At 50.1% G+C, this 23,509-nt stretch carries 19 protein-coding genes and 1 tRNA gene; 16 read left to right on the top strand and 4 right to left on the bottom strand.

Annotated features, from left to right (window positions below):
- Positions 1-15 precede the first annotated feature (15 nt).
- The 4 genes from AC4QZR_RS08755 (at position 16) to AC4QZR_RS08740 (ending at position 5,149) form a co-directional block, all read left to right on the top strand.
- Complete coding sequence (locus AC4QZR_RS08755; RefSeq protein ID WP_494480565.1) at positions 16-762, top strand: HAD family hydrolase; 747 nt, start codon at positions 16-18, stop codon at positions 760-762.
- A 32-nt stretch (positions 763-794) separates the two neighbouring features.
- Positions 795-1,616 (top strand): trehalose-phosphatase, encoded by an 822-nt coding sequence (otsB, locus tag AC4QZR_RS08750; protein ID WP_494480564.1) that lies wholly within the window; start codon positions 795-797, stop codon positions 1,614-1,616.
- On the top strand, positions 1,609-4,011 hold the full coding sequence (locus AC4QZR_RS08745; RefSeq protein ID WP_494480563.1) for a glycoside hydrolase family 65 protein: 2,403 nt from the start codon (positions 1,609-1,611) through the stop codon (positions 4,009-4,011). Before otsB ends, AC4QZR_RS08745 begins: the two co-directional genes overlap by 8 nt.
- Positions 4,012-4,210: 199 nt before the next feature.
- Positions 4,211-5,149 carry a 1-phosphofructokinase family hexose kinase gene (locus AC4QZR_RS08740; RefSeq protein ID WP_494480562.1) on the top strand — a complete coding sequence of 313 codons (939 nt, stop codon included), beginning with the start codon at positions 4,211-4,213 and terminating at the stop codon, positions 5,147-5,149.
- A 56-nt stretch (positions 5,150-5,205) separates the two neighbouring features.
- Here AC4QZR_RS08740 and fbaA read toward each other — a convergent pair whose 3' ends face one another.
- From fbaA to AC4QZR_RS08725, 3 genes are all read right to left on the bottom strand, one after another.
- Positions 5,206-6,276, bottom strand: coding sequence for a class II fructose-bisphosphate aldolase (gene fbaA / locus AC4QZR_RS08735; RefSeq protein WP_494480561.1), 1,071 nt, complete (start codon positions 6,274-6,276; stop codon positions 5,206-5,208).
- A gap of 106 nt (positions 6,277-6,382) precedes the next feature.
- A complete protein-coding gene (locus AC4QZR_RS08730; RefSeq protein WP_494480560.1) occupies positions 6,383-7,792 on the bottom strand; it encodes an exonuclease domain-containing protein in 1,410 nt (469 codons plus the stop codon).
- A gap of 136 nt (positions 7,793-7,928) precedes the next feature.
- Complete coding sequence (locus tag AC4QZR_RS08725; RefSeq protein WP_494480559.1) at positions 7,929-9,077, bottom strand: AI-2E family transporter; 1,149 nt, start codon at positions 9,075-9,077, stop codon at positions 7,929-7,931.
- Positions 9,078-9,426: 349 nt separating this feature from the next.
- On the opposite strand from AC4QZR_RS08725, the gene AC4QZR_RS08720 reads away from it, so the two are divergent.
- The 9 genes from AC4QZR_RS08720 to AC4QZR_RS08680 all read left to right on the top strand — a co-directional run bounded on the left by AC4QZR_RS08720 (position 9,427) and on the right by AC4QZR_RS08680 (position 20,872).
- Positions 9,427-11,289 carry a DNA topoisomerase IV subunit B gene (locus AC4QZR_RS08720; RefSeq protein ID WP_253405885.1) on the top strand — a complete coding sequence of 621 codons (1,863 nt, stop codon included), beginning with the start codon at positions 9,427-9,429 and terminating at the stop codon, positions 11,287-11,289.
- Complete coding sequence (locus AC4QZR_RS08715) at positions 11,282-14,029, top strand: DNA gyrase/topoisomerase IV subunit A (RefSeq protein WP_494480558.1); 2,748 nt, start codon at positions 11,282-11,284, stop codon at positions 14,027-14,029. The genes AC4QZR_RS08720 and AC4QZR_RS08715 overlap by 8 nt, the downstream gene beginning before the upstream one ends.
- 61 nt (positions 14,030-14,090) lie before the next feature.
- Positions 14,091-14,882, top strand: coding sequence for a hypothetical protein (locus tag AC4QZR_RS08710; protein ID WP_494480557.1), 792 nt, complete (start codon positions 14,091-14,093; stop codon positions 14,880-14,882).
- A gap of 148 nt (positions 14,883-15,030) precedes the next feature.
- Positions 15,031-16,107, top strand: coding sequence for a tetratricopeptide repeat protein (locus AC4QZR_RS08705; protein ID WP_494480556.1), 1,077 nt, complete (start codon positions 15,031-15,033; stop codon positions 16,105-16,107).
- 20 nt (positions 16,108-16,127) lie between these two features.
- Positions 16,128-18,068 carry a threonine--tRNA ligase gene (thrS, locus tag AC4QZR_RS08700; RefSeq protein ID WP_494480555.1) on the top strand — a complete coding sequence of 647 codons (1,941 nt, stop codon included), beginning with the start codon at positions 16,128-16,130 and terminating at the stop codon, positions 18,066-18,068.
- Between the two features lie 117 nt (positions 18,069-18,185).
- Positions 18,186-18,710, top strand: a complete 525-nt coding sequence (gene infC / locus AC4QZR_RS08695) for a translation initiation factor IF-3 (protein WP_188499629.1) — start codon at positions 18,186-18,188, stop codon at positions 18,708-18,710.
- A 23-nt stretch (positions 18,711-18,733) separates the two neighbouring features.
- Complete coding sequence (rpmI, locus tag AC4QZR_RS08690) at positions 18,734-18,928, top strand: 50S ribosomal protein L35 (protein WP_076666337.1); 195 nt, start codon at positions 18,734-18,736, stop codon at positions 18,926-18,928.
- A 97-nt stretch (positions 18,929-19,025) separates the two neighbouring features.
- Positions 19,026-19,370 (top strand): 50S ribosomal protein L20, encoded by a 345-nt coding sequence (gene rplT / locus AC4QZR_RS08685; protein WP_220627401.1) that lies wholly within the window; start codon positions 19,026-19,028, stop codon positions 19,368-19,370.
- 230 nt (positions 19,371-19,600) lie between these two features.
- Positions 19,601-20,872 (top strand): alginate export family protein, encoded by a 1,272-nt coding sequence (locus AC4QZR_RS08680; RefSeq protein ID WP_494480554.1) that lies wholly within the window; start codon positions 19,601-19,603, stop codon positions 20,870-20,872.
- A gap of 43 nt (positions 20,873-20,915) precedes the next feature.
- On the opposite strand, the gene AC4QZR_RS08675 is transcribed toward AC4QZR_RS08680, so the two are convergent.
- A tRNA-Met gene (locus AC4QZR_RS08675) sits at positions 20,916-20,989 on the bottom strand.
- A 135-nt stretch (positions 20,990-21,124) separates the two neighbouring features.
- Here AC4QZR_RS08675 and AC4QZR_RS08670 point away from each other — a divergent pair.
- From AC4QZR_RS08670 to rpsO, 3 genes are all read left to right on the top strand, one after another.
- Complete coding sequence (locus AC4QZR_RS08670; protein ID WP_494480553.1) at positions 21,125-21,526, top strand: START-like domain-containing protein; 402 nt, start codon at positions 21,125-21,127, stop codon at positions 21,524-21,526.
- A gap of 100 nt (positions 21,527-21,626) precedes the next feature.
- The gene (locus tag AC4QZR_RS08665) at positions 21,627-23,054 is read left to right on the top strand and encodes an LptF/LptG family permease (RefSeq protein WP_494480552.1); all 1,428 of its coding nucleotides are present in this window, start codon (positions 21,627-21,629) and stop codon (positions 23,052-23,054) included.
- Between the two features lie 117 nt (positions 23,055-23,171).
- Positions 23,172-23,447, top strand: coding sequence for a 30S ribosomal protein S15 (rpsO, locus tag AC4QZR_RS08660; protein WP_116543530.1), 276 nt, complete (start codon positions 23,172-23,174; stop codon positions 23,445-23,447).
- The last annotated feature ends 62 nt before the right edge of the window (positions 23,448-23,509 follow it).

Below are 23,509 nucleotides of genomic sequence, written 5' to 3'. Positions count from 1 at the left end.
TAAAACTAATAAAACATGAATACGCTTCAGCAAAATCTTCAGGAGAAAAACATCAAAGCCCTGATCTTCGATCTCGACGGTGTCGTAACGCAGACAGCCCGGGTACACGCCCAGGCCTGGAAGCGCATGTTCGATGCCTACCTACAAAAGCGTGGTGAGGAAGAGGGCAAACACTACGAGCCGCTCGACATCGAAACCGACTACCGGGAGTATATTGACGGCATTCCCCGCTACGACGGTGTTCGCAATTTTCTGGAATCCCGAGGCATCACGTTGCGGGAGGGCAGCCCCGAAGACGAAACAGGTCATGAAACAGTAGGAGGACTCGGGAACCTGAAAAACATGTACTTTCAGGAATTGGTCAGGCAGGGCGGGGTGGATGTGTATGATGATACCATTGCCTGGATCAAACAACAAAAACAAAACGGTATGCGCACAGCCGTTATTTCTGCTAGTAAGAATTGTGTGGATGTACTGCATGCCGCAGGTATAGAGCAGCTGTTTGAAGAGCATGTTGACGGGCTACAGTCCTCTGAACTTGGCCTGAAAGGCAAACCTGCACCGGATATTTTTCTGGAGGCTGCCCGCCGGCTAGGTATAGCACCTGCCCAGGTGGCCGTTTTCGAAGACGCCCGCAAAGGGGTACAGGCCGGCAAATCCGGTGGTTTTGGACTGGTGGTAGGTGTAGACCGTACCCACGACGAAGCCGGTCTTAAAGCTAGTGGAGCTGATCTGGTTATCAAGGAATTCCCCAAAGTATAAACATCCCAAATTCGACCCCTCAAATCAATACTATGATACAGAAATGTGCGGCCCAGGAATTACCGTCGGCCCTCGAACAACTCTCCGAACTCAAAGCACAGTTCCAAGGCAAAACACCCGCCATTTTTCTTGACTACGACGGCTGTCTGACGCCCATTGTGCAGCGACCTGAAATGGCATTACTGTCGGACGAGATGCGGACGGCACTGCACGAGATGGCTGCCGTGACCAAAGTGGCTGTGGTGAGCGGGCGGGACCGCCGGAACGTGGAAAACCTGGTCAAACTCGATAACCTTTATTTTGCCGGTTCCCACGGATTCGATATCACCGGCCCGGGAGGTATGGCCTCTGAACCCGGAGGTGCCAAAACCGCCCTGCCCGCGTTGGACAAAGCGGAAGGCATCCTGCAGGAAAAGCTACAAGGTATAGCGGGAAGTCTGGTGGAGCGGAAGCGCTATGCGATCGCGGTACATTACCGCAATGTGGCTGAAAATCAGGTGGAAGAAGTTAGAAAGGCTGTGGACGAAGTGCTGGATACAATGCCAGAACTCAAGATCGGCCACGGCAAAAAAATCTACGAGCTCAAACCGAACATTAACTGGCACAAAGGTAAAGCGGTGATGTGGCTGATGGAGGAATTGGGTTTGAACAATGGCAACTATGTGCCGCTTTACATCGGCGACGATATAACGGATGAAGACGCTTTTGCAGAGCTGCGGGGCCACGGTATAGGTATACTGGTAGGCGAGCACGACGACAAAACGGCCGCTACTTACCGGTTGGAAAGTGTGGATGAAGTGCGTGTTTTCCTGGAAGATCTGACAGATACTATCAAACAGCAAAGCAATGGCTGATTGGAGTATCATTTACAACCAATGGGTCCCTGAAGAGCAAACCCTGCGCGAAGCGCTCTGCACACTAGGGAATGGTTACATTGCCACCCGTGGCGCATTTGAAGAAACTCCTGCCGAAGACGATCTCCATTACCCCGGCACATACCTGGCCGGCGGCTACAACCGGCTCACCTCCGAAGTGGCCGGCAAGCAAATCGAAAACGAAGACCTGGTAAACTGGCCCAACTGGCTACCCGTTTCCTTCCGGCAGCCAGGCGAAGAGTGGTTTCACATCAGCAACGTTGAGGTGCTCGACTTCAAGCAGGAGCTTGATTTAAAGCATGGTGTGTTGCTTCGTTTCGTCCATTTCCGAGACAGTAAAGGGCGCGAATCGAAGCTCAACACCCGTCGCATCGTCAGCATGGCAAACCCGCACCTCGCAGCGCTGGAATGGCAGTTGACGCCTACTAATTGGTCAGGTGAAGTAGGGTTAAGAGCCGCCCTTGACGGTCGCGTGATCAACAGTGGCGTGGCCCGTTACCGCGCGCTGGCCAGTCAGCACCTCGAAACATTGGAACAAGGCCAGCACGACGAAGAGACCATGTACCTGGTGGTGCAGACAGTGCAGTCGAAGACCCGAATGGTGCAGGTAGCCCGTACCAAGGTATACCTGAATGGACAAGACAGTGGCGTGTTGCCTCAGACCAAAATTGAACAAGGCTATACAGAACACCAGTTTAAACTACAGGCAAAAGAAGGCCAGACTTTGCGGCTCGAAAAAAGCGTGCTGATCTATACCTCCCGCGACTGGGCCACCTCTGAGCCTTTGCAGGATGCCTGTGTCAACAGCTTCCGGCAGGGTACTTTTGAAGAGTCTTTGGAGGAGCATAAGCGGGCCTGGCAACGCATCTGGAACCGCTGTGACCTTGACACGGCTTGCAATACGAAAGTGCAGTCTGTGCTGCGACTGCACATCTTCCATTTGTTGCAATCCGTCTCGGGCCATACCGTCGACCTGGACGTGGGCGTACCCGCCCGGGGCTGGCATGGAGAGGCTTACAGGGGGCACATCTTCTGGGACGAACTCTTCATCTTTCCTTTTCTCAACCTGCATCTGCCGGCCATCACGCGAGAGTTGCTTATGTACCGCTACCGTCGCCTGAACGAGGCCCGAAGCGCCGCAAAAGCGGCAGGGTATAAAGGGGCTATGTTCCCGTGGCAAAGCGGCAGTAACGGCCGAGAGGAAAGCCAGGTCCTTCACCTCAATCCGCAGTCGGGCCGCTGGCTGCCTGACAACACGTTTCTGCAGCGGCACATCAGTTCGGCTGTTGCCTACAATGTGTGGCACTACTACCAGGCCACCGGCGACATCGACTTCCTGAGTTACCACGGTGCTGAGATGTTGCTGGATATCGCACAGTTCTGGTCCACGATCGCTACTATCAATCAGGTAACTGGTCGCTATGAGATTCTGCATGTGGTGGGGCCTGACGAGTACCACACCGAGTATCCCGATTCTGAGGAGGTAGGCCTAAACAACAACGCCTATACCAATGTGCTGGCCGTTTGGGTGATCCAAAAAGCGCTGCAGCTCAAAGAGGTGATCGGTGACTCCCGCTACGTAGAACTGCTCACCAAGCGGCACATTACGCCCGACGACTTGACACGCTGGGAGGATATCGGCAAGCGCATGTACGTGCCTTTTCTGGAAGATACCAAGATTATCGCGCAATTTGACGGCTACGACAAACTACAGGAGTTCGACTGGGCGAAGTACAGAGCAAAGCACGGAGAATCCATGCGGCTCGACCGCATCCTGGAAAGCGAAGACGACAGCGTGAACAGGTATAAAGCCAGTAAACAGGCCGATGTGCTGATGCTCTTTTACCTTTTTTCTTCAGAAGAATTGATTTCCATCTTCAGGCAACTTGACTACGACTTTAAGCCCGAGCGTATACCTGAAAACATTGCCTACTACGAACAGCGCACTTCGCATGGCTCCACCCTAAGTAAGATCGTGCATGCCTGGGTGCTGGCCCGTTCGGACCGTAAACGCTCCTGGACAAACTTTGAAACAGCCCTGATGAGTGACCTGGAAGATATACAGGGAGGCACCACAGCCGAAGGCATACACCTCGGAGCCATGGCCGGCACGGTAGACCTGGTGCAACGCGCTTACACCGGCCTCGAGATTCGTGATAATGTGCTGTGGTTGAACCCGGTGCTTCCGGACGAAATGCCCTGCCTTAACCTGCAGCTCCGCTATCGCGGACACTGGCTTGACCTGAATATTACCCGCGATAAACTGATCATCAAATTTGACAGGGGATGGTCCAAGGAAGTGAATGTCGGGGTGCGTGGTGAGGTCTATACCTTCAGGACCGGCGACCAAAAGGAGTTCGACATCCGCCGCTAAGGTATAAGGAATGTGTTTCAGGAAAGTCTATACCTAAACCTATACCTGATGTCATTTCCTGTAATTCTCGGCCAGGGGGTAGTTTCATGAAAGTATGCACGAGCTTGTTAAGATCTATTAGAGCCTTCATCCGGATGTTTTATAATAGTGGTTTCCCTAGAGTGACGCCTTTCTTTCAGATATTTATACCTGTAGCAGTATGCATAAAGTCCTGACCATTACGATCAACCCGGCCCTGGATAAGAGCACCCACGTGCAGCGTGTGCTGCCCGAGAAGAAACTCCGCTGCGAAGAACCCACTTACGAACCGGGCGGAGGGGGCATCAACGTTTCCCGAGCCATACACAAGCTGGGCGGCAACTCTTGCGCCTGGCTACTGTCAGGAGGCCCAGCCGGAGAAATGCTCTGCAATTTGCTGAAAGAGGAAGGCGTGGAGTACTGGAACGGCCAGACTAAAAGCTGGACCCGCGAAAACCTGATGGTGATGGAAGACAACACCGGCGACCAGTTCCGTTTCGGCATGCCGGGTCCTCATATAGAGGAGTCGGAGTGGCAACAGGTGCTGGACAAACTCGAAAAACTGGAGCAAGTTCTTGAATATGTGGTCGCTAGTGGCAGCCTGGCTCCCGGTGTGCCCGACGACTTTTACCTCCGGATGGCGGTGATCGCCCACAAGCGTAACTTCAGGCTGATCGTGGATACTTCGGGTGAAGCCTTAATAAAAGCGGCAGGAGAGGGGCTATACCTGATCAAACCCAATCTGGGTGAGCTGGCCAAGTTGGCCGGAAAGGAACACATTTCGGCGTTCGAACAGGAGGAGTTTGCTATGCAGGTGATCGATGAAGGCAAGTGCAAAGTGCTGGTCGTGTCGCTCGGCCCACGTGGTGCCATGCTTGCATCAAAAGAGTCAGGTATACACTATGTCGTGCCACCGACCGTGAAACAACAGAGTGCGGTCGGCGCCGGAGACAGTATGGTAGCGGGTATGGTGATGGGCTTGCTACAGGGTCGTCCGCTTGATGAAGTGGTGCGCTATGGTGTAGCCGCCGGTACCGCCGCTACCATGACGCCAGGCTCGGAGCTTTGTCGCAAAGAGGATACTGAGGAGATTTACCAGTGGTTGCTGAAGCATAAGTAATAAAATAAAAAAGGGTGAAGCTTTCGCCTCACCCTTTCCCCTATTAGTAAGCTAGATTATGAATTGCGATTCACGCAGTTCAAATCCTCAAACGCCTCTTTTAACCTGGCGATGAAATTTTCTTCACCTTTGCGCAGCCATACGCGTGGGTCGTAATATTTTTTGTTCGGGGAATCCGGACCCTCTGGATTGCCGAGCTGACCTTGTAGATAATCTTTCTTCGACTCGTAGTAATTCTTCACGCCTTCCCAGTAAGCCCACTGCATGTCGGTGTCGATGTTCATTTTGATGGCACCGTAACCGATTGCTTCTGTGATCTTCGCTTTCTCAGAACCGGAGCCGCCGTGGAATACGAAGTTCACCGGATTGTCGCTAGTTCCGTATTTCTCCTTGATGAAGTCCTGTGAGTTTTTCAGAATCTCCGGGCGCAACTCTACGTTGCCTGGCTTGTATACGCCGTGCACGTTACCGAAAGCCGCTGCGATCGTGAAGCGGTCGCTTACCTTCTTCAGTTCTTCGTAGGCATAAGCTACTTCGTCTGGCTGGGTATACAGTCTGGAGCTGTCCACACCCGTGTTGTCCACGCCGTCTTCCTCGCCGCCCGTTACGCCGAGCTCGATCTCTACAGTCATACCGATCCTGTTCATACGCTCCAGGTAGCTGGCGCAAGTCTCGATGTTTTCTTTGATCTCTTCCTCAGAAAGGTCGAGCATGTGGGAGCTGTAAAGCGGCTTGCCGTGCTGCTCGTAGTATTTCTCGCCAGCGTCTAACAGACCGTCGATCCATGGTAGCAATTTCTTGGCGGCATGGTCAGTGTGCAGTACTACCGGCACACCATAGGCTTCGGCCATCAGGTGCACGTGCTGGGCACCGGAAACACCACCTGCGATAGCGGCTTTCTGGTTGTCATTCTCTAGGCCTTTGCCAGCAAAGAAGGTGGCACCACCGTGCGAGAACTGAATGATTACGGGAGAGTTAAGCGCCTTGGCTGTTTCCAGCACGGCATTGATAGAGTTTGTGCCAATCACGTTGACGGCTGGCAGCGCAAAGTTATTTTCATTGGCATACTTGAACAGCTCTGTTACCTCATCGCCGAACAATACCCCTGATCTGAAACGTTTTTCCATGAATGTTTAAGTTTTATTTCGATTTGAAATTACGGATAAATAATTTCTTAACCGAAAATTGATGGCAGGCGCTTCAGAAAAAAGGGGCTATACCTGTTAGGAAAGCTTAATCAAACACGAGCACTTTGTCTTTGTGCTTCCCGCGCATGTGGCCGCGTATGATCTGCTGCACGTCCTTGTTGTCGTTGTAGCGCTGTATCTCTGACTTGAAATCGTCGAGCGAACTGGCTGAAAAGTACTCGTCCACAAAGCCAAAGCCGAGGTAGGTGCCGTGCTCCACCACCACCACAGACTTCTCGCCCAACTCTCGGCCCTTGCCCACAATCACAAAGCTGTTGTGCTCGTAGGTGAATGACTCGATGGCGGCATCCACCCGGGCATTGTACTCCTCAGGGCTTTCCTCACCAATACAAGCGCCCTGGCAGATGTGTACCTGGTAATCGAAGCAGGCGCCCGGCGTTTTATACAGGTCGCACAGCTTCTGGCACAGGTTATATTTGGACACCTTATGATAAAGGAATCCCTTGGCCTTAAACTGGTTTGAGAGGGCAATAATAGGCGTCATGTTCACATCATCGGCCCTATTGATGCTACCGAATGTCAAGCGCTTATACCCTTTGTCGTCCTGGTAGGTGAAGATGCCGGTGTTAAATACACTGCGCCGCTGCTGCCGGTTGTAGTGCGGTTTCATCCGCTTGATTTCGGCAGACTCAAACAGTAATGCCACCAGTTCGTTGCCCATCAGCTCGTAAGTGATATCGGCTATCTGGTTTTTGAACTCAATGGATTTGCGACTCTTGTAGTCGATGTTGAAGTGCTGGATAATGCGCTTCTTGATGTTAATACTCTTGCCCACATAGATCACCTCGCCCGCTTCGTTGTAGAAGTAGTATACACCCGGAACCGTCGGCAATGCATCCACCTGCTCCTTGCTGATGGCGGGAGGAAGGAGTGAGGCTTTGATTTCGTTTTTAAGCTGTTCTGAAGGATCGGCCATATGCTGCGCTCCGTCAATGACCGGCCGGTTGATCTTGATCAGCTTGTCAAATAGCTTGGCCGTCGCCTCAGCATCGCCAATGGCCCGGTGGCGCATCTGCAGGTCAATGTCGATGCTTTTACAGAGTTTCCCGAGCGAGTAAGACGGTAGGCCAGGTATAAGCGAACGACTCAAGCGCACGGTACAGAGCGTTTTGCGCTGAAAGGTAAAACCCAGATCGGCAAACTCTTTCTTGATGAAGGAATAGTCAAATCGCACGTTATGGGCTACGAACACCTTCCCCTCGGTGAACTGCACGATGTCTTTGGCCACCTCGTAAAACTTGGGTGCGTCCTGCACCATGTCGTCGGTAATGCCGGTGAGTTGAGAAATGAAATAGGGTATGGGGCGCTCCGGGTTGATCAGGGTGCTATATTTATCCACGACTTCGTTTCCATCGTGAATGAAAATGGCAATCTCGGTGATCCTGTCCTGCGTGGGCTGACTACCCGTAGTCTCAATGTCTATGATGGCGTACAAGCTGATTCTTTTTAGGCTTATTTGAAGCGACCTTCGGCGCTGTCCAAAGGGCTATCCTGTAAACCAATATTTTTAGCAATACGTTTCAAATTGAACGCTCGCTATACCTTGTGCAAACAGCTTTAGCAAATGCGGGCTATTGCTCAGCCTCACGGTCATCCTCGTAGCGCTCCCTACGCGCTTTTTCGCGCAGCTTATCGAACATTTTCCGGAAGCGCCCCGATTTCTGAGCTTTCACATCGTCTATGTCAGCCAACAAAAAGCCAAAAGGTTGTAGTGGTTCATAGGCATCGAAAATTACCTTCAGGATCGCTATCATGGGTATAGAGATGATCATACCGGCCGCTCCCCATATTTCACCACCGATCAGCAAGGCGATGATGGCAGCAAAAGGGTTGATACTGACCTTGGAACCAACAACATAGGGTGTAATGAAGTTGCCCTCCAGAAACTGCACAAACATGAACACCAGCACCACCAGCACCGCCTCGAACAAACTACCGGTAGTAGCCAGCGTGAACAACGCCGGCAGCATGGCCCCGATCAGGATGCCAATATAAGGTATGATGGTCAGGATGGAGGCAAAGACGCCGAAGAAGATGGCATACTTCACGCCCAGGATTAGCAGGCCAGCCGAGTTGAGCAGAGATACGATCACAATCACGATCATCAGCCCAGAGATATAACTCTGCGCCACCAACTGTATGTTGTCAATAGTATGGTTCAGGCTGCTACGGCGCTCCTTCGACACAAACTTGTACATGAATTGCTCCAGGTGGTCGCGGTAGTACAGAAAACAGAACACAAAGATGGGCACGATGGTGATGACCGTCAGCGCGCCGGTGGTCAGCGAGATGGTGCTGCCGACAAAAGTGGTCGAAATCTCCCGCAAGCCGCCTACTGTATTACGGAAAAGCTCGCTTTTGTTGGCCGGCTGTATGCCAAAATTGTGGTAGAGGTAATCCTGTACCTTCATCAGCAAAGCATCAAAGTTTTTGCCGATGGCATCCAGTTCCGAGGTGAGGCTAATGACTTGCATGGACAGAAACCAAATCACCAACCCCAGCACGATCACCACCATCACAATGCTACAGAGAATAGCCAAGGCACGCGGTACACGAAATTTTTCGAGGTCGCGGGTAAGAGGCAGCAGGAGCAGGGCAAACAGCAAAGCAAAGGTCAGTGGCATCAGAACTGATTTGAAGCTTTGGAGTGTCCAAATAGCTAGAAAAAGGCCCAGTAAAATGATGACATACTTAAAATACTGGGGTAATTTAATTTCCATAGGGTGCGAATGTATGTAGGTATACGGCCTGTGTTTAACCGCATTCAGTTAAGCAAATGTAATGCGCAAGTATAGTTATATCTAACTATTTTTATGCTAATAATTTTAGCTAAGTTATACCTGCGTATTTCTCTTATTTTTGTGAACTGATCGCAATGTGCATTGGTTGTATAGAAGTGGTTGATGATTTCAACTATTTTAGCTATATTTGCTGACTAATAATATTAGCATTAGCCTTCTTTTAAAGATGAATCGGTTAGACGCCGGAACTATTTGTAGCGTCCGATTTCTTTTATTTTTCTATATTTCCGAGTGATTCCACTAAATCAAATACACTTACGCTTACAGAATGGCAGAGTTAGAGCATAATTACAACGAAGACAGCATTCGCTCGCTGGAGCCCCGCGAACACATCAGGCTACGCCCCGGTATGTACATCGGTAAGTTGGGAGACGGTTCTTCGGCCGATGATGGTATTTACATTTTGGTGAAAGAGGTAATTGACAACTCCATTGACGAACACGTGATGGGGTATGGCAAGACAATCGACATCAAAATATCGGACCACAAGGTGCAGGTGCGTGACTATGGCCGCGGTATTCCGCTGGGCAAGGTGATCGACTGCGTGAGCAAAATCAATACAGGTGGTAAGTACGACAGCAAGGCTTTCCAGAAGTCTGTTGGTCTGAACGGTGTGGGTACCAAGGCAGTAAACGCCCTCTCAAGCCAGTTCCGCATCCAGTCGGTGCGCGACGGCCAGATGAAGGCTGCAGAGTTTGAGCGTGGCGTGCTGACAAACGATCTTCCGCTGGAGGCCACTTCGCAGCGCAACGGTACGCTCACGACATTTACGCCGGACGATACTATTTTCAAGAACTACCAGTACAACCCGGATTATCTGGAAAACCAGATCTGGAATTACGTATACCTGAATGCCGGTCTGACGATCAACTTCAACGGCAAGAAATTCTACTCCGAAAACGGCCTTCTCGATCTTTTGAGAAATAAAGCCGATGAGGAGAGCATGCGCTACCCGATCATCCATCTGAAAGGCAACGACATTGAGCTAGCCATCACACACGGTAACGACTACGGCGAGGAGTACTATTCTTTCGTGAACGGTCAGTATACCACGATGGGCGGTACGCACCTGGCGGCCTTCCGTACGGCACTGGTAAAAACGATCCGCGACTTTTATAAGAAAGACTACGATGCGGCTGATATTCGTGGCTCCGTTGTTGGTGCCATTTCGCTGCGTGTACAGGAGCCGGTGTTTGAGTCGCAGACCAAGACCAAACTGGGCTCGATTGACATGGGACCAGATGGACCGGCTGTGAACTCATATATCAATGACTTTATAAAGGAGCACCTGGATAATTATCTCCGGATCAATCAGGCGACGGCCGAGGCGCTGAAGAAGCGTATCGAACAGAGCGAGCGGGAGCGCAAGGACATGGCGGGTGTGAAGAAACTAGCCAACCAGCGCGCCAAGAAAGCCAACCTGCATAACCGAAAGCTGCGCGATTGTCGTCTGCACTTCAACGAGGACAAGCACGAGAATGCACTGCTTTCTACACTCTTCATAACGGAGGGTGACTCAGCAAGTGGTTCCATCACCAAATCCCGAAACGTGGATACAGAGGCGGTTTTCAGTTTGAGAGGTAAGCCGCTGAACTGCTTTGGATTGAAGAAAAAGGTAGTGTACGAAAACGAAGAGTTCAACCTGCTGCAGCACGCTTTAAATATTGAAGAGGGGCTGGAAGGTTTGCGCTACAACCGCGTAGTGATCGCCACAGATGCCGACGTGGACGGTATGCACATTCGTCTGCTGCTGCTCACTTTTTTCCTGCAGTTCTTCCCGGATCTGGTGAAGAACGGCCACGTGTACATTCTGGAAACCCCGCTTTTCCGGGTGCGCAACAAGAAAGAGACGATCTATTGCTATAACGAAACTGAAAAGCAGGCGGCTATTGAGAAACTGGGCAAGCGTCCGGAGATCACCCGCTTCAAAGGTCTGGGGGAGATTTCACCGGATGAGTTCGGCAAGTTCATTGGCGATAACATCAAATTAAAACCGGTGTTCCTGCAGAAAGACACGACGATACAGAAAATGCTGAGCTACTACATGGGCAAAAACACGCCGGAGCGCCAGCAATTCATTATTGAGAATCTGAAGTTTGAGAAAGACATAGTTGAGGAAGTATATGCATAACGACGAACTGAACAACGAAGGTATAGAAAGAGAAGAGGAGCAAGAAGTTGCATTTACAGACGGTGAGGAAGAGATAATCCATAACGTAACGCCGGTGTCCGGTCTGTACGAAAACTGGTTCCTTGACTATGCTTCTTATGTAATACTGGAGCGTGCCGTACCTGCCATCGAAGATGGTCTGAAGCCGGTGCAGCGCCGCATCCTGCATGCGATGAAGGAGATGGACGATGGTCGCTTTAACAAAGTGGCCAACGTGATCGGTCAGACCATGCAGTACCACCCGCACGGCGACGCCTCAATAGGTGACGCGATGGTAAACATGGGTCAAAAAGATCTTTTGATCGAGACGCAGGGTAACTGGGGCGATGTACGTACTGGCGATAGTGCGGCTGCGCCTCGTTACATCGAAGCGCGTCTGTCCAAGTTTGCGCTGGATGTGGTTTTCAATCCGCAGACGACACTGTGGCAGTTGAGCTACGACGGCCGTAAGAACGAGCCGGTGACTTTGCCGGTGAAATTCCCGCTTTTGCTTGCGCAGGGTGTAGAAGGTATAGCCGTTGGTCTCTCGACTAAGATCATGCCGCACAACTTTAAGGAGCTGGTCAAAGGATCTATCGATGTGCTGAAAGGCCGCACGACAACCTTGCTGCCTGACTTCCCGAACGGCGGTATGGTGGATGTGACCAACTACAACCATGGTATGCGTGGTGGTAAGATTCGGGTGCGCGCCACAATTGAGAAGGTCGACAAGACGATGCTCATCATCCGTGACGTGCCTTATGGCATCACAACCACAGGACTGATGGAGTCGATCGTAAAGGCGAGCGAGAACAACAAGATCAAGATCAAGAAGGTAGTTGACAATACGGCTGCCGATGTGGAGATACAGGTACAACTGCCTCCGGGCGTGTCGCCTGACCTGACCATGGACGCGCTCTACGCGTTCACGGACTGCGAGGTATCTATTTCTCCAAACACCTGCGTTATCATCGACGACAAGCCCCACTTCCTGAGTGTGGACGAGTTGCTGCGCATTTCCACCTTCAAAACAGTGGACTTGCTCAAGCGTGAACTCGAGATCCGTAAAGGTGAGTTGGAAGACAAGTGGCACTACTCTTCGCTGGAAAAGATCTTCATCGAGAACCGCATTTACCGTGATATCGAGGAGTGCGAAACCTGGGAAGCTGTGCTCGAGGCGATTGACAAAGGCCTGGATCCGTTTAAGAAGCTTTTGCGTCGCGAAGTAACTCAGGATGACATCATCCGCCTGACCGAGATCAAGATCAAGCGTATCTCCAAATTCGACTCTTTCAAAGCCGATGAGTACATCAACAAACTGGAAGAAGAGATGGCTGAGGTGGATGACCACCTGGCTAACCTGATCCGCTATGCGATCGCTTACTTTGAAGGATTGCTGAAAAAGTACGGACAGGGACGTGACCGTAAAACGCAGGTGAAAACCTTTGATGTGATTACTGCACAGAAAGTTGCGATCGCTAACCAGAAGCTTTACATGAATGCCAAGGATGGCTTCATTGGTACAGGGCTGCGCAAAGACGAGTTCGTTTGCGATTGCTCCGACATGGACGATATCATTGTATTCCGCAAGGATGGCAAGTTCACCGTGTCTAAAGTAGCCGAGAAAACCTTTGTGGGCAAAGACATCATCATGGCCGGCGTTTATAATAAAAACGACGAGCACATGGTCTATAACATGATTTATGTTGACGGCAAGACAGGTGTATCTTTTGCGAAACGTTTTTCTGTAAAATCGATTACCCGCGACAAAGAGTACGACCTGACCAAGGGCAATAAAAACTCCAAGGTGCACTACCTGACAGCTAACCCGAACTCGGAGTCGGAGGTGGTGAATATTACTCTTGCGCCACAATCTACGGCTCGTATCAAACAGTTCGACTATGACTTTGCTGAACTGATGATAAAAGGCAAAGGATCAAACGGTAATATCGTGACCAAGTACCCGATCAAGAAGGTGGTACAGAAGAGTCTGGGCGAGTCAACTTTGGGTGGACGCGAGATTTTCTATGACGAAGTGATTGGACGCCTGAACACGGAAGGCCGTGGACGCTATCTGGGTTCCTTCAATACTGAGGATACAATCTTAGTGGTATACGAAGACGGTACTTACGAGCAGACCACGTTTGATCTGGCCAACCACTATACCGTCGAGAAGATCAAAGTGCTGCAGAAGTTTGATCCGGAGTTGGTGGTATCCACTATTTATTACGAAGGGGAGAATAAAACTTACTATGTGAAGCGTTTCAAGATTGAGACTTCTACAGTAGGTAAGAAATTCAGCTTTATACCCGAGACCAAGAATTCCAGACTCGAAGCCGTATCTACGCACTCGGTTCCGATGGCGACCATCAGTTTCAAGCGTTCGCTGCGAGGAGAGAAAGAAACAGAGAAACTGTTGCTTAGCGAATTCATCGACGTGAAAGGCTGGAAAGCCATGGGCAACAAGCTCAGCTACTTCAAAATCTACGACGTGAAAGTGCCGAAGCTGGAGGAAATGGAGCATGAGGAAAAGCCTAAGGCTAAGAAAGTTACCACAAAGCGAGAACCTGTTACCTTGCCTTCCGAATTGAAAGAGCTGGCAGAAGAAGCAGCCAAAGTCAGTGGGGCTCAACTTGATACGCTGGAAGCCGTAGAAGAACTATCAGATGACGGCAGTGCAATAAAGGCTTTGAAGAAAAAGAAGCAGCTGGATTTATTCTAAATTAAGTCCTTTTTTGCATAAGTCGTTTCAAAGCAATATATTAGGTTGCTGATTACGAATTATGCGATTACTTATCAAAGCTATACCTGTTTTACTCATCATGCTCGGTTTTCTGATTCGTCCACTGGACGCATTAGGAGATTCCGGGCATGATGTGCTTTTAAAGAAAGCCTATGAGCTGAAAGAGCAGTACAAGGAAACAGAGGCCTTGGCCGTTTATGAGCAGATTATCGGCGCTGACGAATCAAATTTTGAGGCGCTTTGCCAAGCCAGTCTCCTGCACAGCCTGATGGGAAACCGATTTTCAGACGATACTCGCAAGATTAATCATTTCAGCACCGCCAAAGCGTACGCACAACGCGCCTTCCTGCTGGACTCTACTGATGCCCGTTCTAACTATGCTATGGCACTCTCGCTGGCTTCACTAGCTATGGTGTCAGGCCCGAAGCAGCGATTGGCGATGATCAGCGAAACCAAGTCATACCTGGATGGGGCGCTGGCTGCCGATGAGCGTTACGCTGATGCCTGGCATTTACTCGGTCGCTGGTATTTTAAAATGGCCAATCTCAATTTTGCTGAAGTCACAACCTATAAAGTCATGCTGGGTGGGATGGCAGATAAACCTGCTACAAACAAGGATGCGATTTATGCTATGGAAATGGCTATTCTGCATAATCCGAACAACCTGCGCTATTATTTTGACCTGGCCAATATTTATCAGGAAATGAAAAACAAAGAAGCTTGTATGTCTACGTTGCAGCGTGCGATGGCCCAGAACCTCGAGTTACAAACGAAGGAGGAGCTGGAGTTGAGCAGGCGCTGCAAAATGATGTTGCAAGCATATCAGAAGTAACTGGATACATTTGCAACACAAAGGGCCTGCTTCTGTCTAGGAGCAGGCCCTTTGTGTTCTTTCAAAACTATATGGTTGTGTGTTTGTCGATATTTAGGCAAATTATCTATAATTTAGCGCCAATCTAGACAGTAAGAAAAGACAGTACATGATGTCTCGTTGGGCCTTTAGTTGGGTAGTGGTGGTATTGATGCTTGCCAGTTGCGGTAAAGAAGAAGGTACACGGGAACAGATGGTAGACCTGGCGGCCGTAGCTGTGGAGGATCCCGCGAAACAGCTGATCAGTCTAAGCGAAGCCATTGAACGGTCGAAACGTGACGGCAGTCTGTTCGCCAGGAGAGCCATGGTACTGCTGCGGCAGAATGAGCTGGACAAAGCCTTAAACGATGTAAACGAAGCCATCAGGCTGTCTAAGGAGCCTGCCAATTACTTCGTGAAAGCACAGGTACTATACCTGTTGGGCCGGCGTGAAGAAGCGTTGCCACTGGCATTGCAGGCAGAACGAAACTCGTTTGAGAGTTCTTCCCTGTACGTGCTTTTGACGGAGCTATACCTGGACAGGAGAGAGTATGCGAAAGCGGCTCATTTTGCGCGGCAGGCGCTCGAGCTTTCCCCTGACGATCCGTATGCGGTCTATTACAAAGGCAGGGTATCGGAAGTGACAGGCGATACGACGGTTGCCATCAACCATTACCACCGGGCACTGGAGTACAAGCCTGACTTTGTGCAAACGCATCGATCTTTGGCGGGGCTATACCTGGCACAACCGGACCTGACCCAGGCCAGAAAGCATACAGAGCAAGGGTTGCGGCTGTCGCCGGAAGATCCACAGTTGTGGCATTACAAAGGGATGCTTCAACTGCAGTCATCGCGCAAAGATAGTGCCCTGGTTAGCTTCGAAAAGGCGCTCGCTCTTGCAGATACGTTGCAAGCGGCCCACTTTCAGTTGGCACAGCTGCGGCATGGCTTGGGAGAGAATGAACTGGCCTTGCAGCACCTGGAGAATGCGCCAAGGTATAGCAAAGAGCTAAAGTACCTGTCCGTGCGGGCAAGTAGCCTGGAGCGAACTGGAGAGAATCTGGCAGCATTGCGAACTTTCGAGCGTATGCTGGCCATAGAACCGAAACATACCTATGCCCGGCAGAGTGTTGCCCGGCTCCGGTACAGATTAGAAAGACCCAGACCCCAGCTGGACAGTATGGCTGTCAGGCAGCGGGGCTTTTAACACGATACTAAGAAAAAAACATGATCAACATCACTTTGCCAGACGGCTCTGTACGCCAGTATCCGAAAGGTGTAACAGGCCTCGAGATCGCAACCAGCATTAGCGAGGGACTTGCCCGCAATGTTTTGGCCGTAAAGGTGAACGGTTCCGTTTGGGATCTGTCTCGCCCCATAGAAGAAGATGCCAGCGTGCAACTGCTCACCTGGAACGACGATCTGGGCAAAAATACGTTTTGGCACTCTTCGGCTCACTTATTGGCTGAAGCTCTGGAAGAGCTATACCCAGGTATAAAGTTCGGTATCGGACCGCCAGTTGAGAACGGCTTTTACTATGACGTGGACCTGGGAGAGGGCAAAACCTTTTCGCAGGATGACTTTGCCAAAGTAGAGCAGAAAATGCTGGAACTGGCACGTGCCAAGAATGAGTATGTGCGTCAGGAAGTTCCAAAAGCCGATGCCATTAAGTACTTCACCGAAAAAGGCGACCAGTATAAACTTGACCTGCTCCAGGATCTGGAAGACGGTACGATCACCTTCTATACCCAAGGCAACTTTGTAGATCTTTGCCGCGGACCACACATCCCGAACACAGGCTTCATTAAGGCAGCCAAGCTGATGAACGTGGCCGGTGCCTATTGGAGAGGCGACGAAAAGAGCAAGCAGCTGACACGTATCTACGGCATCACCTTCCCGAAACAGAAGGAGCTGACAGAATACCTGGAGCGCCTGGAAGAAGCCAAGAAACGCGACCACCGCAAACTGGGCAAAGAACTGGAACTGTTCGCTTTTTCTGAGAAGGTAGGTATGGGCTTGCCGCTTTGGTTGCCAAAAGGTACAATGCTGCGCGAGCGACTCGAGCAGTTTATGCGCAAGGCCCAGGTGAAAGCAGGCTACCAGCCTGTCGTAACGCCGCATATCGGCAGCAAGGAATTATACGTTACTTCCGGTCACTACGAGAAGTATGGCGCTGACTCCTTCCAGCCGATCAAGACGCCGAACGAGAACGAGGAGTTCCTGCTCAAGCCAATGAACTGTCCGCATCACTGTGAGATCTATAAAACCCGTCCGCGCTCTTACAAAGAGCTGCCCGTGCGTTTTGCCGAGTTTGGTACTGTGTACCGCTATGAGCAAAGCGGCGAACTGCACGGCCTGACCCGCGTGCGTGGCTTTACACAGGACGATGCACACATTTTCTGCCGCCCGGACCAGGTAAAGGAAGAATTTATCAAGGTAATTGACTTAGTGCTGTATGTGTTCAAGGCACTCGGTTTTGAAGACTATACCGCCCAAGTTTCCCTTCGTGATCCGGAGAACAAAGCCAAATACATCGGCTCAGACGAGAACTGGGAAAAAGCCGAAAGCGCCATTATCGAGGCTGCCGCGGAGAAAGGACTTACTACTGTAACCGAACTGGGCGAAGCCGCGTTTTACGGACCTAAGCTCGACTTTATGGTGCGCGATGCGCTGGGCCGCAAGTGGCAGTTGGGAACTATTCAGGTAGATTATAACTTACCAGAAAGATTCCAGCTCGAATACATCGGTGCTGACAATGCCAAGCATCGCCCGGTGATGATTCACCGTGCGCCTTTTGGCTCGTTGGAGCGCTTTGTGGCTGTGCTGATTGAGCACTGCGGCGGCAACTTCCCGCTGTGGCTAAGCCCCGAGCAGTTTGCCATTCTGCCTATCTCAGAGAAATACCAGGATTTTGCGCAGCAGGTATACGACCGCCTGCAGCAAGATGACATCCGGGGTTTTGTGGACAACCGCGACGAGAAGATCGGGCGCAAGATCCGTGATGCAGAGGTGAGCAAAGTACCTTACATGCTGATTGTGGGGGAGAAGGAGCAGGAGAACGGAGCCGTGTCGGTGCGCAAGCACGGTGAAGGCGATCTGGGCACCATGACAGTGGATGAGTTCATCGCTACCTTTCAGTCAAAAATTGCTGAGATACTGAACAATTAAGAAGAGATATTTTTTTCTTGATATAAAATGTGCGATATTCGCACCCTGATTTAGAACTAAATTTAAGGAGGTAAAACTATAGCTACGCCAAATAAGCGCTACATCCCACGCGGAAAAGTGGAGGAGCCATACAAAGTCAATGATAAAATAACTGCCAGAGAAGTCAGGTTAGTTGGTGACAATGTAGAGCAGGGGGTATTCTCAACCAGAGATGCTCAGAAAATAGCGAACGAGCAGAATCTTGACCTGGTTGAGATTTCGCCAACAGCTAATCCGCCGGTATGCCGTATCATCGACTACTCGAAATTCAAGTACGAGCAGAAGAAGAAAACCCGTGAGATGAAGGCCAAAGCTCAGAAGGTAGTCATCAAGGAGATCCGTTTCGGCCCTAACACAGATGACCACGATTTTGAGTTTAAGCTGAAGCATGCGAAGGCTTTCCTCGAGAGTGGCTATAAGATTAAGTCTTATGTACACTTTGTTGGCCGTACGATCGTGTTTAAGGAAAGAGGTGAGATCCTGTTGCTTAAGTTCGCCCAGGCGCTGGAGGACATCGCGAAAGTGGAGCAGCTGCCCAAACTGGAAGGAAAGCGAATGTTTCTGATCCTTTCTCCTAAAGTGGCTCCTCCTGTTAAAAAGTAATTTGTTTAATTAATTATATACACATGCCAAAAGTTAAAACAAAATCTGGTGCAAAGAAGCGTTTTTCTTTGACAGGTACTGGCAAAATTAAGCGTAAGCACGCTTACAAAAGCCACATCCTGACCAAGAAGACGACTAAGCAGAAGCGTAATTTGACACACACTGGCCTTGTTAGCACAGCTGATATGGACAGAGTGAAGCTGATGCTTCAAATCTAATTACCCGGAGTTAGAAAGGTTAATTTTTTAGTACGAACCCGGTGCCTGGTCTTTTGAAGATTACAACTTAATCACCAGCCGCCAAAACTTTTTAGAAATGCCTAGATCGGTAAACGTTGTCGCAGCGCGACACAGAAGAAAAAAAATGATGAAAATGGCCAAAGGTTACTTTGGCCGTCGCAAGAATGTCTGGACAGTTGCGAAAAACGCAATTGAAAAAGGTTTGCTTTATGCTTACCGCGACAGAAAAGCGAAAAAGAGAGATTTCCGTTCCCTTTGGATCCAGCGTATCAACGCAGGTGCACGTGAGCATGGCATGTCTTACTCTCAGCTTATGGGCGCTCTGAAAAAAGCGAACATTGACCTGAACCGCAAAGTACTTGCTGACCTGGCGATGAACCATCCGGAAGCTTTCAAGAGCATCGTTGACAAAGTAAAGTAATTTACTTTCGCTATATGACCAAAAAGGGCCTGACGCAAGTCAGGCCCTTTTTGCGTTTATACCTGTTGGTAAACTAAGCAATGTCATTTTTGCGCATGATAGCAGTCATCGCTTAGGTATAGTTATTTGTTCTATTTCGCATCGTTACGGCTTCGGGCGCATCAGCAGTCAAATCATCTCTGCGCAGCGCACGTCATCCGGCATCATTCACCATATAAAGCGATGCGATTATGAAAATAAGTTTTACACGGAAAATGCTGCTGCTATCGGTTTTAGTGTGGCTGCCCTTGGAGGCGGCCCGGGCGCAGCTATACCTGACACCGCAAGTTAGGCCCAGGGCGGAATGGCGCAATGGCTACCAGAGCCTGCCTAACGGCCAGGGCGGGGCATTCTTTGTGAGCCAGCGCTCCAGAATTACGCTCGACTACAAGCAGGACAAAGTGCAGACACGGTTTAGCCTGCAGGATGTACGGGTATGGGGCGATGAAGCACACTCAAAAGATATCCCGTCTATGGCCATGCACGAGGCCTGGGGTGAGTTTGCTTTATCAGATAGGTTTGCCGTCAGGCTTGGCCGGCAGGAGTTTATCTACAACAACGACCGCCTGCTGGGCAATGTGGACTGGGTGCAGCAGGCACGCAGCCACGATGGGCTACTGCTTAAAGCAAGATGGCAAGGTATAAGCGTGGATGCCGGTGGCGCTTTCAATCAGGAGAAAGAGGCCTTGTTTGACACCCATTATGGCGTGAACAACTACAAGGTACTGGGGTTCCTGTGGGCGCAGAAACAGCTGAGCGAACAGTTGTCGGTTACAGCTATGCACATCAGCGACGGCTTCCAGCGGTCAGACACCGTGGGGGGCGTGTACTTCCGGCATACGTATGGCCTCGACCTGAATTACCAGCGGGAACGTGCGCAATTCAATGGCTCGCTATACCGGCAGTCAGGCGAACACGGTAGCGGGAAAAAGATAGCGGCCTACCTGGCAGTTGCAGAAGTCGCCTATACCTTGCAGCCTTTCCGGATCATATTAGGGACGACCTATTTGTCAGGTATGGCCGGTGACGAGCGCAAGGTGCATTCCTTTAACACGCTGTATGCCACAAACCATAAGTACTATGGCTTCATGGACTACTTTATTAATGTGCCGACTGACACACGACAAGGCGGACTACTCAATAACTACCTCAAGGCCACCTTTAGCCCAGAGCCCAGGTATAGCCTTTCACTCGACTACCACTACTTTGCGCTGGCTAAAAACCTACGGGCTTCAGAAACGCAGGCAGGTACAAGCAATAGGTACCTTGGCTCTGAACTGGATGCAGTACTCCAGTACAAGCACTCCGACCAGATCCAGTTCTCCGTGGGGTATAGCACTTTGTTTGCAGGCAGCTCGATGGCCGCGATCAAGCCGGGCGATGCATCAGCTTACGCCGACTGGGGGTGGGTGATGGTCAACATTCAGCCGCGCATTCTGTTGAAGTCCTTTGAGAAGGAGTAAGGACTGGGCATAAAAAAGCCCTGGATGTAAGTCCAGGGCTTTGTAGCGGGGAGCAGAATCGAACTGCCGACCTCAGGGTTATGAATCCTGCGCTCTAACCATCTGAGCTACCCCGCCGAATTGTGGTGCAAATATAAGGGGTAAGTTTTAAAAAAAGCAACAATTGATGCACAAAAAAATATTTTAATTTCTGTATATTTAGCCAATCGGAAATTAATACTATACTTACTCAGTCACTTACAACTACAGATAATGAGAGCTACCAAGACGAAATTTGTGCGTGAGTACCCTATAAATGCATCTGCCCGTTTACTGTACCCATACCTGAGCACCCCGAGTGGCCTTTCGCAGTGGTTCTGTGATGATGTTTCCATAAACGAGGACAAGCTGTTCAACTTCTTCTGGGACGGCAGCAACCATTGGGCTGAGATGACGAGCCACCGTACAAACCGCTCTGTTCGCTTCATTTTTCTTAACGAGGACAAATCACACCCTTCGGACCCATCCTATATCGATTTCTCTATTGAATCAAGTGAACTGACACAGGAACAGTATCTCAAAGTGGTCGACTACTCGGAGGAGGATGACGAAGAGGAGTTGGAAGAACTATGGGAGCATTTGTTGCAGAAATTGCGCGAAATAGTAGGAGGGTAGCACATCTTAGCACCAAAGGCTTATCTTTGCACGATTTTTGAAAGTCCGGTGTTAGAGAAAATAACCGGGGTTTCAGACGCCCGCATGCCAACTGGCCCACATGAAGAAACTAGATAAGCTAATACTTAAATCATTTGCCGGCCCTTTCTTTCTCACGTTTGCCATCGTGGAGTTTATTCTGCTCACGCAGTATATGCTCAAATACCTCGATGAACTGGTAGGAAAGGACCTTGGGTACGACGTTTTTGCAGAGTTGCTGTTTTATTTCAGCATCAACATGGCGCCTGTCGCACTGCCGTTGGCGGTACTGCTCTCGGCCCTGATGACCTTCGGCACGCTAGGGGAGCACCACGAACTCACCGCCATCAAAACGTCAGGTGTGGCTCTACCGCGTATTCTGCGCCCCGTCGCTTTTTTTGTGATTGCGCTTTCCATCGGGGCTTTCTTTTTCAACAATTACGTGGTTCCGAAGGCGAACCTGAAAGCGTACAGTTTGCTGTGGGACATCAGACAGAAAAAGCCTGCCATGAACTTCAAGGAAGGTGCTTTTTACAATGGCCTGCCCGGCTACAGCATTAAAATAAACGAGAAACTGGATGATGGCCGCTCCCTGCGCGACATCATGATCTACGACCACTCCAAAGGTGGCAACAACACCACGGTGATACTGGCCGATTCAGGACAGATGTATACCGAATACAATGACAATTATCTTATCCTGGAATTATTTCGCGGCAATACCTACGTCGATCAGAATAACGGAGGATTCCGAAATTCATCGGAGCAGTTTGTGCGCGAAAAGTTTGATGCGACTAAGATCATATTCAGTCTGGCTTCTTTTGAACTGGGCCGCACCCGCGAAGAACTTTTCTCGGACAACAAGATGATGAAGAACATCGGGCAGCTGGCAGCGGTAACAGACTCGCTGCGAAACTCTGGTGCGCGGGAGCGTCGGCTGTATGCCCCGAATGTGGATCCGTTCTACATGTATTTCAAAGCGGATACGGGACAGGTGAAGAATGGCCTGCCACTTACAAAAGTGCTCCCTGACTCGGTGCACGAGAAGAAGGCATTGCCACCCATTACGGCTGACGTCATGCTGACAGCAGCCAATAAAGCCCGTAATGTGAAAAGCTTTACCGATAGCTACAGAGAACGTGTGACGACGCTGAACCGGGATGCAAACAATTACGAAATCGAGATTTTGCGCAAGTATACCCAGTCATTCGCTATCGTGATCATGTTTCTGATCGGGGCACCGCTGGGAGCCATCATCAAAAAGGGAGGTTTGGGTGTGCCCGTGATCATCTCCATCATGTTCTTCATCGTGATGTATGTGCTGGGCATATTGGGAGAGAAATGGGCCAGAGAGGGGCTGATCTCAGTAGAGGCAGGGATGTGGGGTGCGAATGCCATCCTGTTGCCGATTGGCCTGTTCTTCCTCTACCAGGCGCAGAACGACTCCAGTCTGCTCGAAATCGACTTCTGGCGTAAGCTGATGACTCGTTTAAAGCGCAGTAAAATATAGCGCTGCGCTAAAATAACTGCCTGCAAAAAGTTTTTTAATATAGATATTTTATTTAACTTTGCGGCTTATACGGGAAACTATCCACTGATTATAACAGATTGATATTTTTTATACGCAATGAAATTAACTACTGAAGCGAAACAAGAAATTTTTGAAAAGCACAGCCTGAGCAAGTCTAAGACAGACACGGGTTCTGCAGAAGGCCAGATCGCGCTGTTCACTACGCGCATTGCTGATCTGACAGAGCACCTGAAGGTTCATAAGAAAGACTTCGGCACGCGTCTTGGTCTTCTTAAGCTGGTAGGTAAAAGAAGAAGACTTCTGAACTACCTGCAGAAAAATGACATTGAAAGATACAGAGCGATCATCGCCGAGCTTGGTATCCGTAAATAAGCTTATAGAAAAATAGGGAATTTCTGACAGGGATTCCCTATTTTTTTCTATTCCTCTTTATA

This window comes from Pontibacter sp. YIM B11418, assembly GCF_059278805.1.
This window is presented reverse-complemented; position numbering and strand designations above follow the sequence as displayed.

Excerpts from the sequence above, each read along its gene's own strand:
- otsB (WP_494480564.1), top strand. The coding sequence starts at position 795 with ATGATACAGAAATGTGCGGCCCAGGAATTACCGTCGGCCCTCGAACAA.
- AC4QZR_RS08670 (WP_494480553.1), top strand. The coding sequence starts at position 21,125 with ATGAGAGCTACCAAGACGAAATTTGTGCGTGAGTACCCTATAAATGCA.
- AC4QZR_RS08680 (WP_494480554.1), top strand. The coding sequence starts at position 19,601 with ATGAAAATAAGTTTTACACGGAAAATGCTGCTGCTATCGGTTTTAGTG.
- thrS (WP_494480555.1), top strand. The coding sequence starts at position 16,128 with ATGATCAACATCACTTTGCCAGACGGCTCTGTACGCCAGTATCCGAAA.
- rpmI (WP_076666337.1), top strand. The coding sequence starts at position 18,734 with ATGCCAAAAGTTAAAACAAAATCTGGTGCAAAGAAGCGTTTTTCTTTG.
- AC4QZR_RS08715 (WP_494480558.1), top strand. The coding sequence starts at position 11,282 with ATGCATAACGACGAACTGAACAACGAAGGTATAGAAAGAGAAGAGGAG.
- AC4QZR_RS08725 (WP_494480559.1), bottom strand. The coding sequence starts at position 9,077 with ATGGAAATTAAATTACCCCAGTATTTTAAGTATGTCATCATTTTACTG.
- AC4QZR_RS08720 (WP_253405885.1), top strand. The coding sequence starts at position 9,427 with ATGGCAGAGTTAGAGCATAATTACAACGAAGACAGCATTCGCTCGCTG.
- AC4QZR_RS08665 (WP_494480552.1), top strand. The coding sequence starts at position 21,627 with ATGAAGAAACTAGATAAGCTAATACTTAAATCATTTGCCGGCCCTTTC.
- AC4QZR_RS08755 (WP_494480565.1), top strand. The coding sequence starts at position 16 with ATGAATACGCTTCAGCAAAATCTTCAGGAGAAAAACATCAAAGCCCTG.
- rplT (WP_220627401.1), top strand. The coding sequence starts at position 19,026 with ATGCCTAGATCGGTAAACGTTGTCGCAGCGCGACACAGAAGAAAAAAA.
- AC4QZR_RS08710 (WP_494480557.1), top strand. The coding sequence starts at position 14,091 with ATGCGATTACTTATCAAAGCTATACCTGTTTTACTCATCATGCTCGGT.
- AC4QZR_RS08745 (WP_494480563.1), top strand. The coding sequence starts at position 1,609 with ATGGCTGATTGGAGTATCATTTACAACCAATGGGTCCCTGAAGAGCAA.
- rpsO (WP_116543530.1), top strand. The coding sequence starts at position 23,172 with ATGAAATTAACTACTGAAGCGAAACAAGAAATTTTTGAAAAGCACAGC.
- AC4QZR_RS08740 (WP_494480562.1), top strand. The coding sequence starts at position 4,211 with ATGCATAAAGTCCTGACCATTACGATCAACCCGGCCCTGGATAAGAGC.
- fbaA (WP_494480561.1), bottom strand. The coding sequence starts at position 6,276 with ATGGAAAAACGTTTCAGATCAGGGGTATTGTTCGGCGATGAGGTAACA.
- AC4QZR_RS08705 (WP_494480556.1), top strand. The coding sequence starts at position 15,031 with ATGATGTCTCGTTGGGCCTTTAGTTGGGTAGTGGTGGTATTGATGCTT.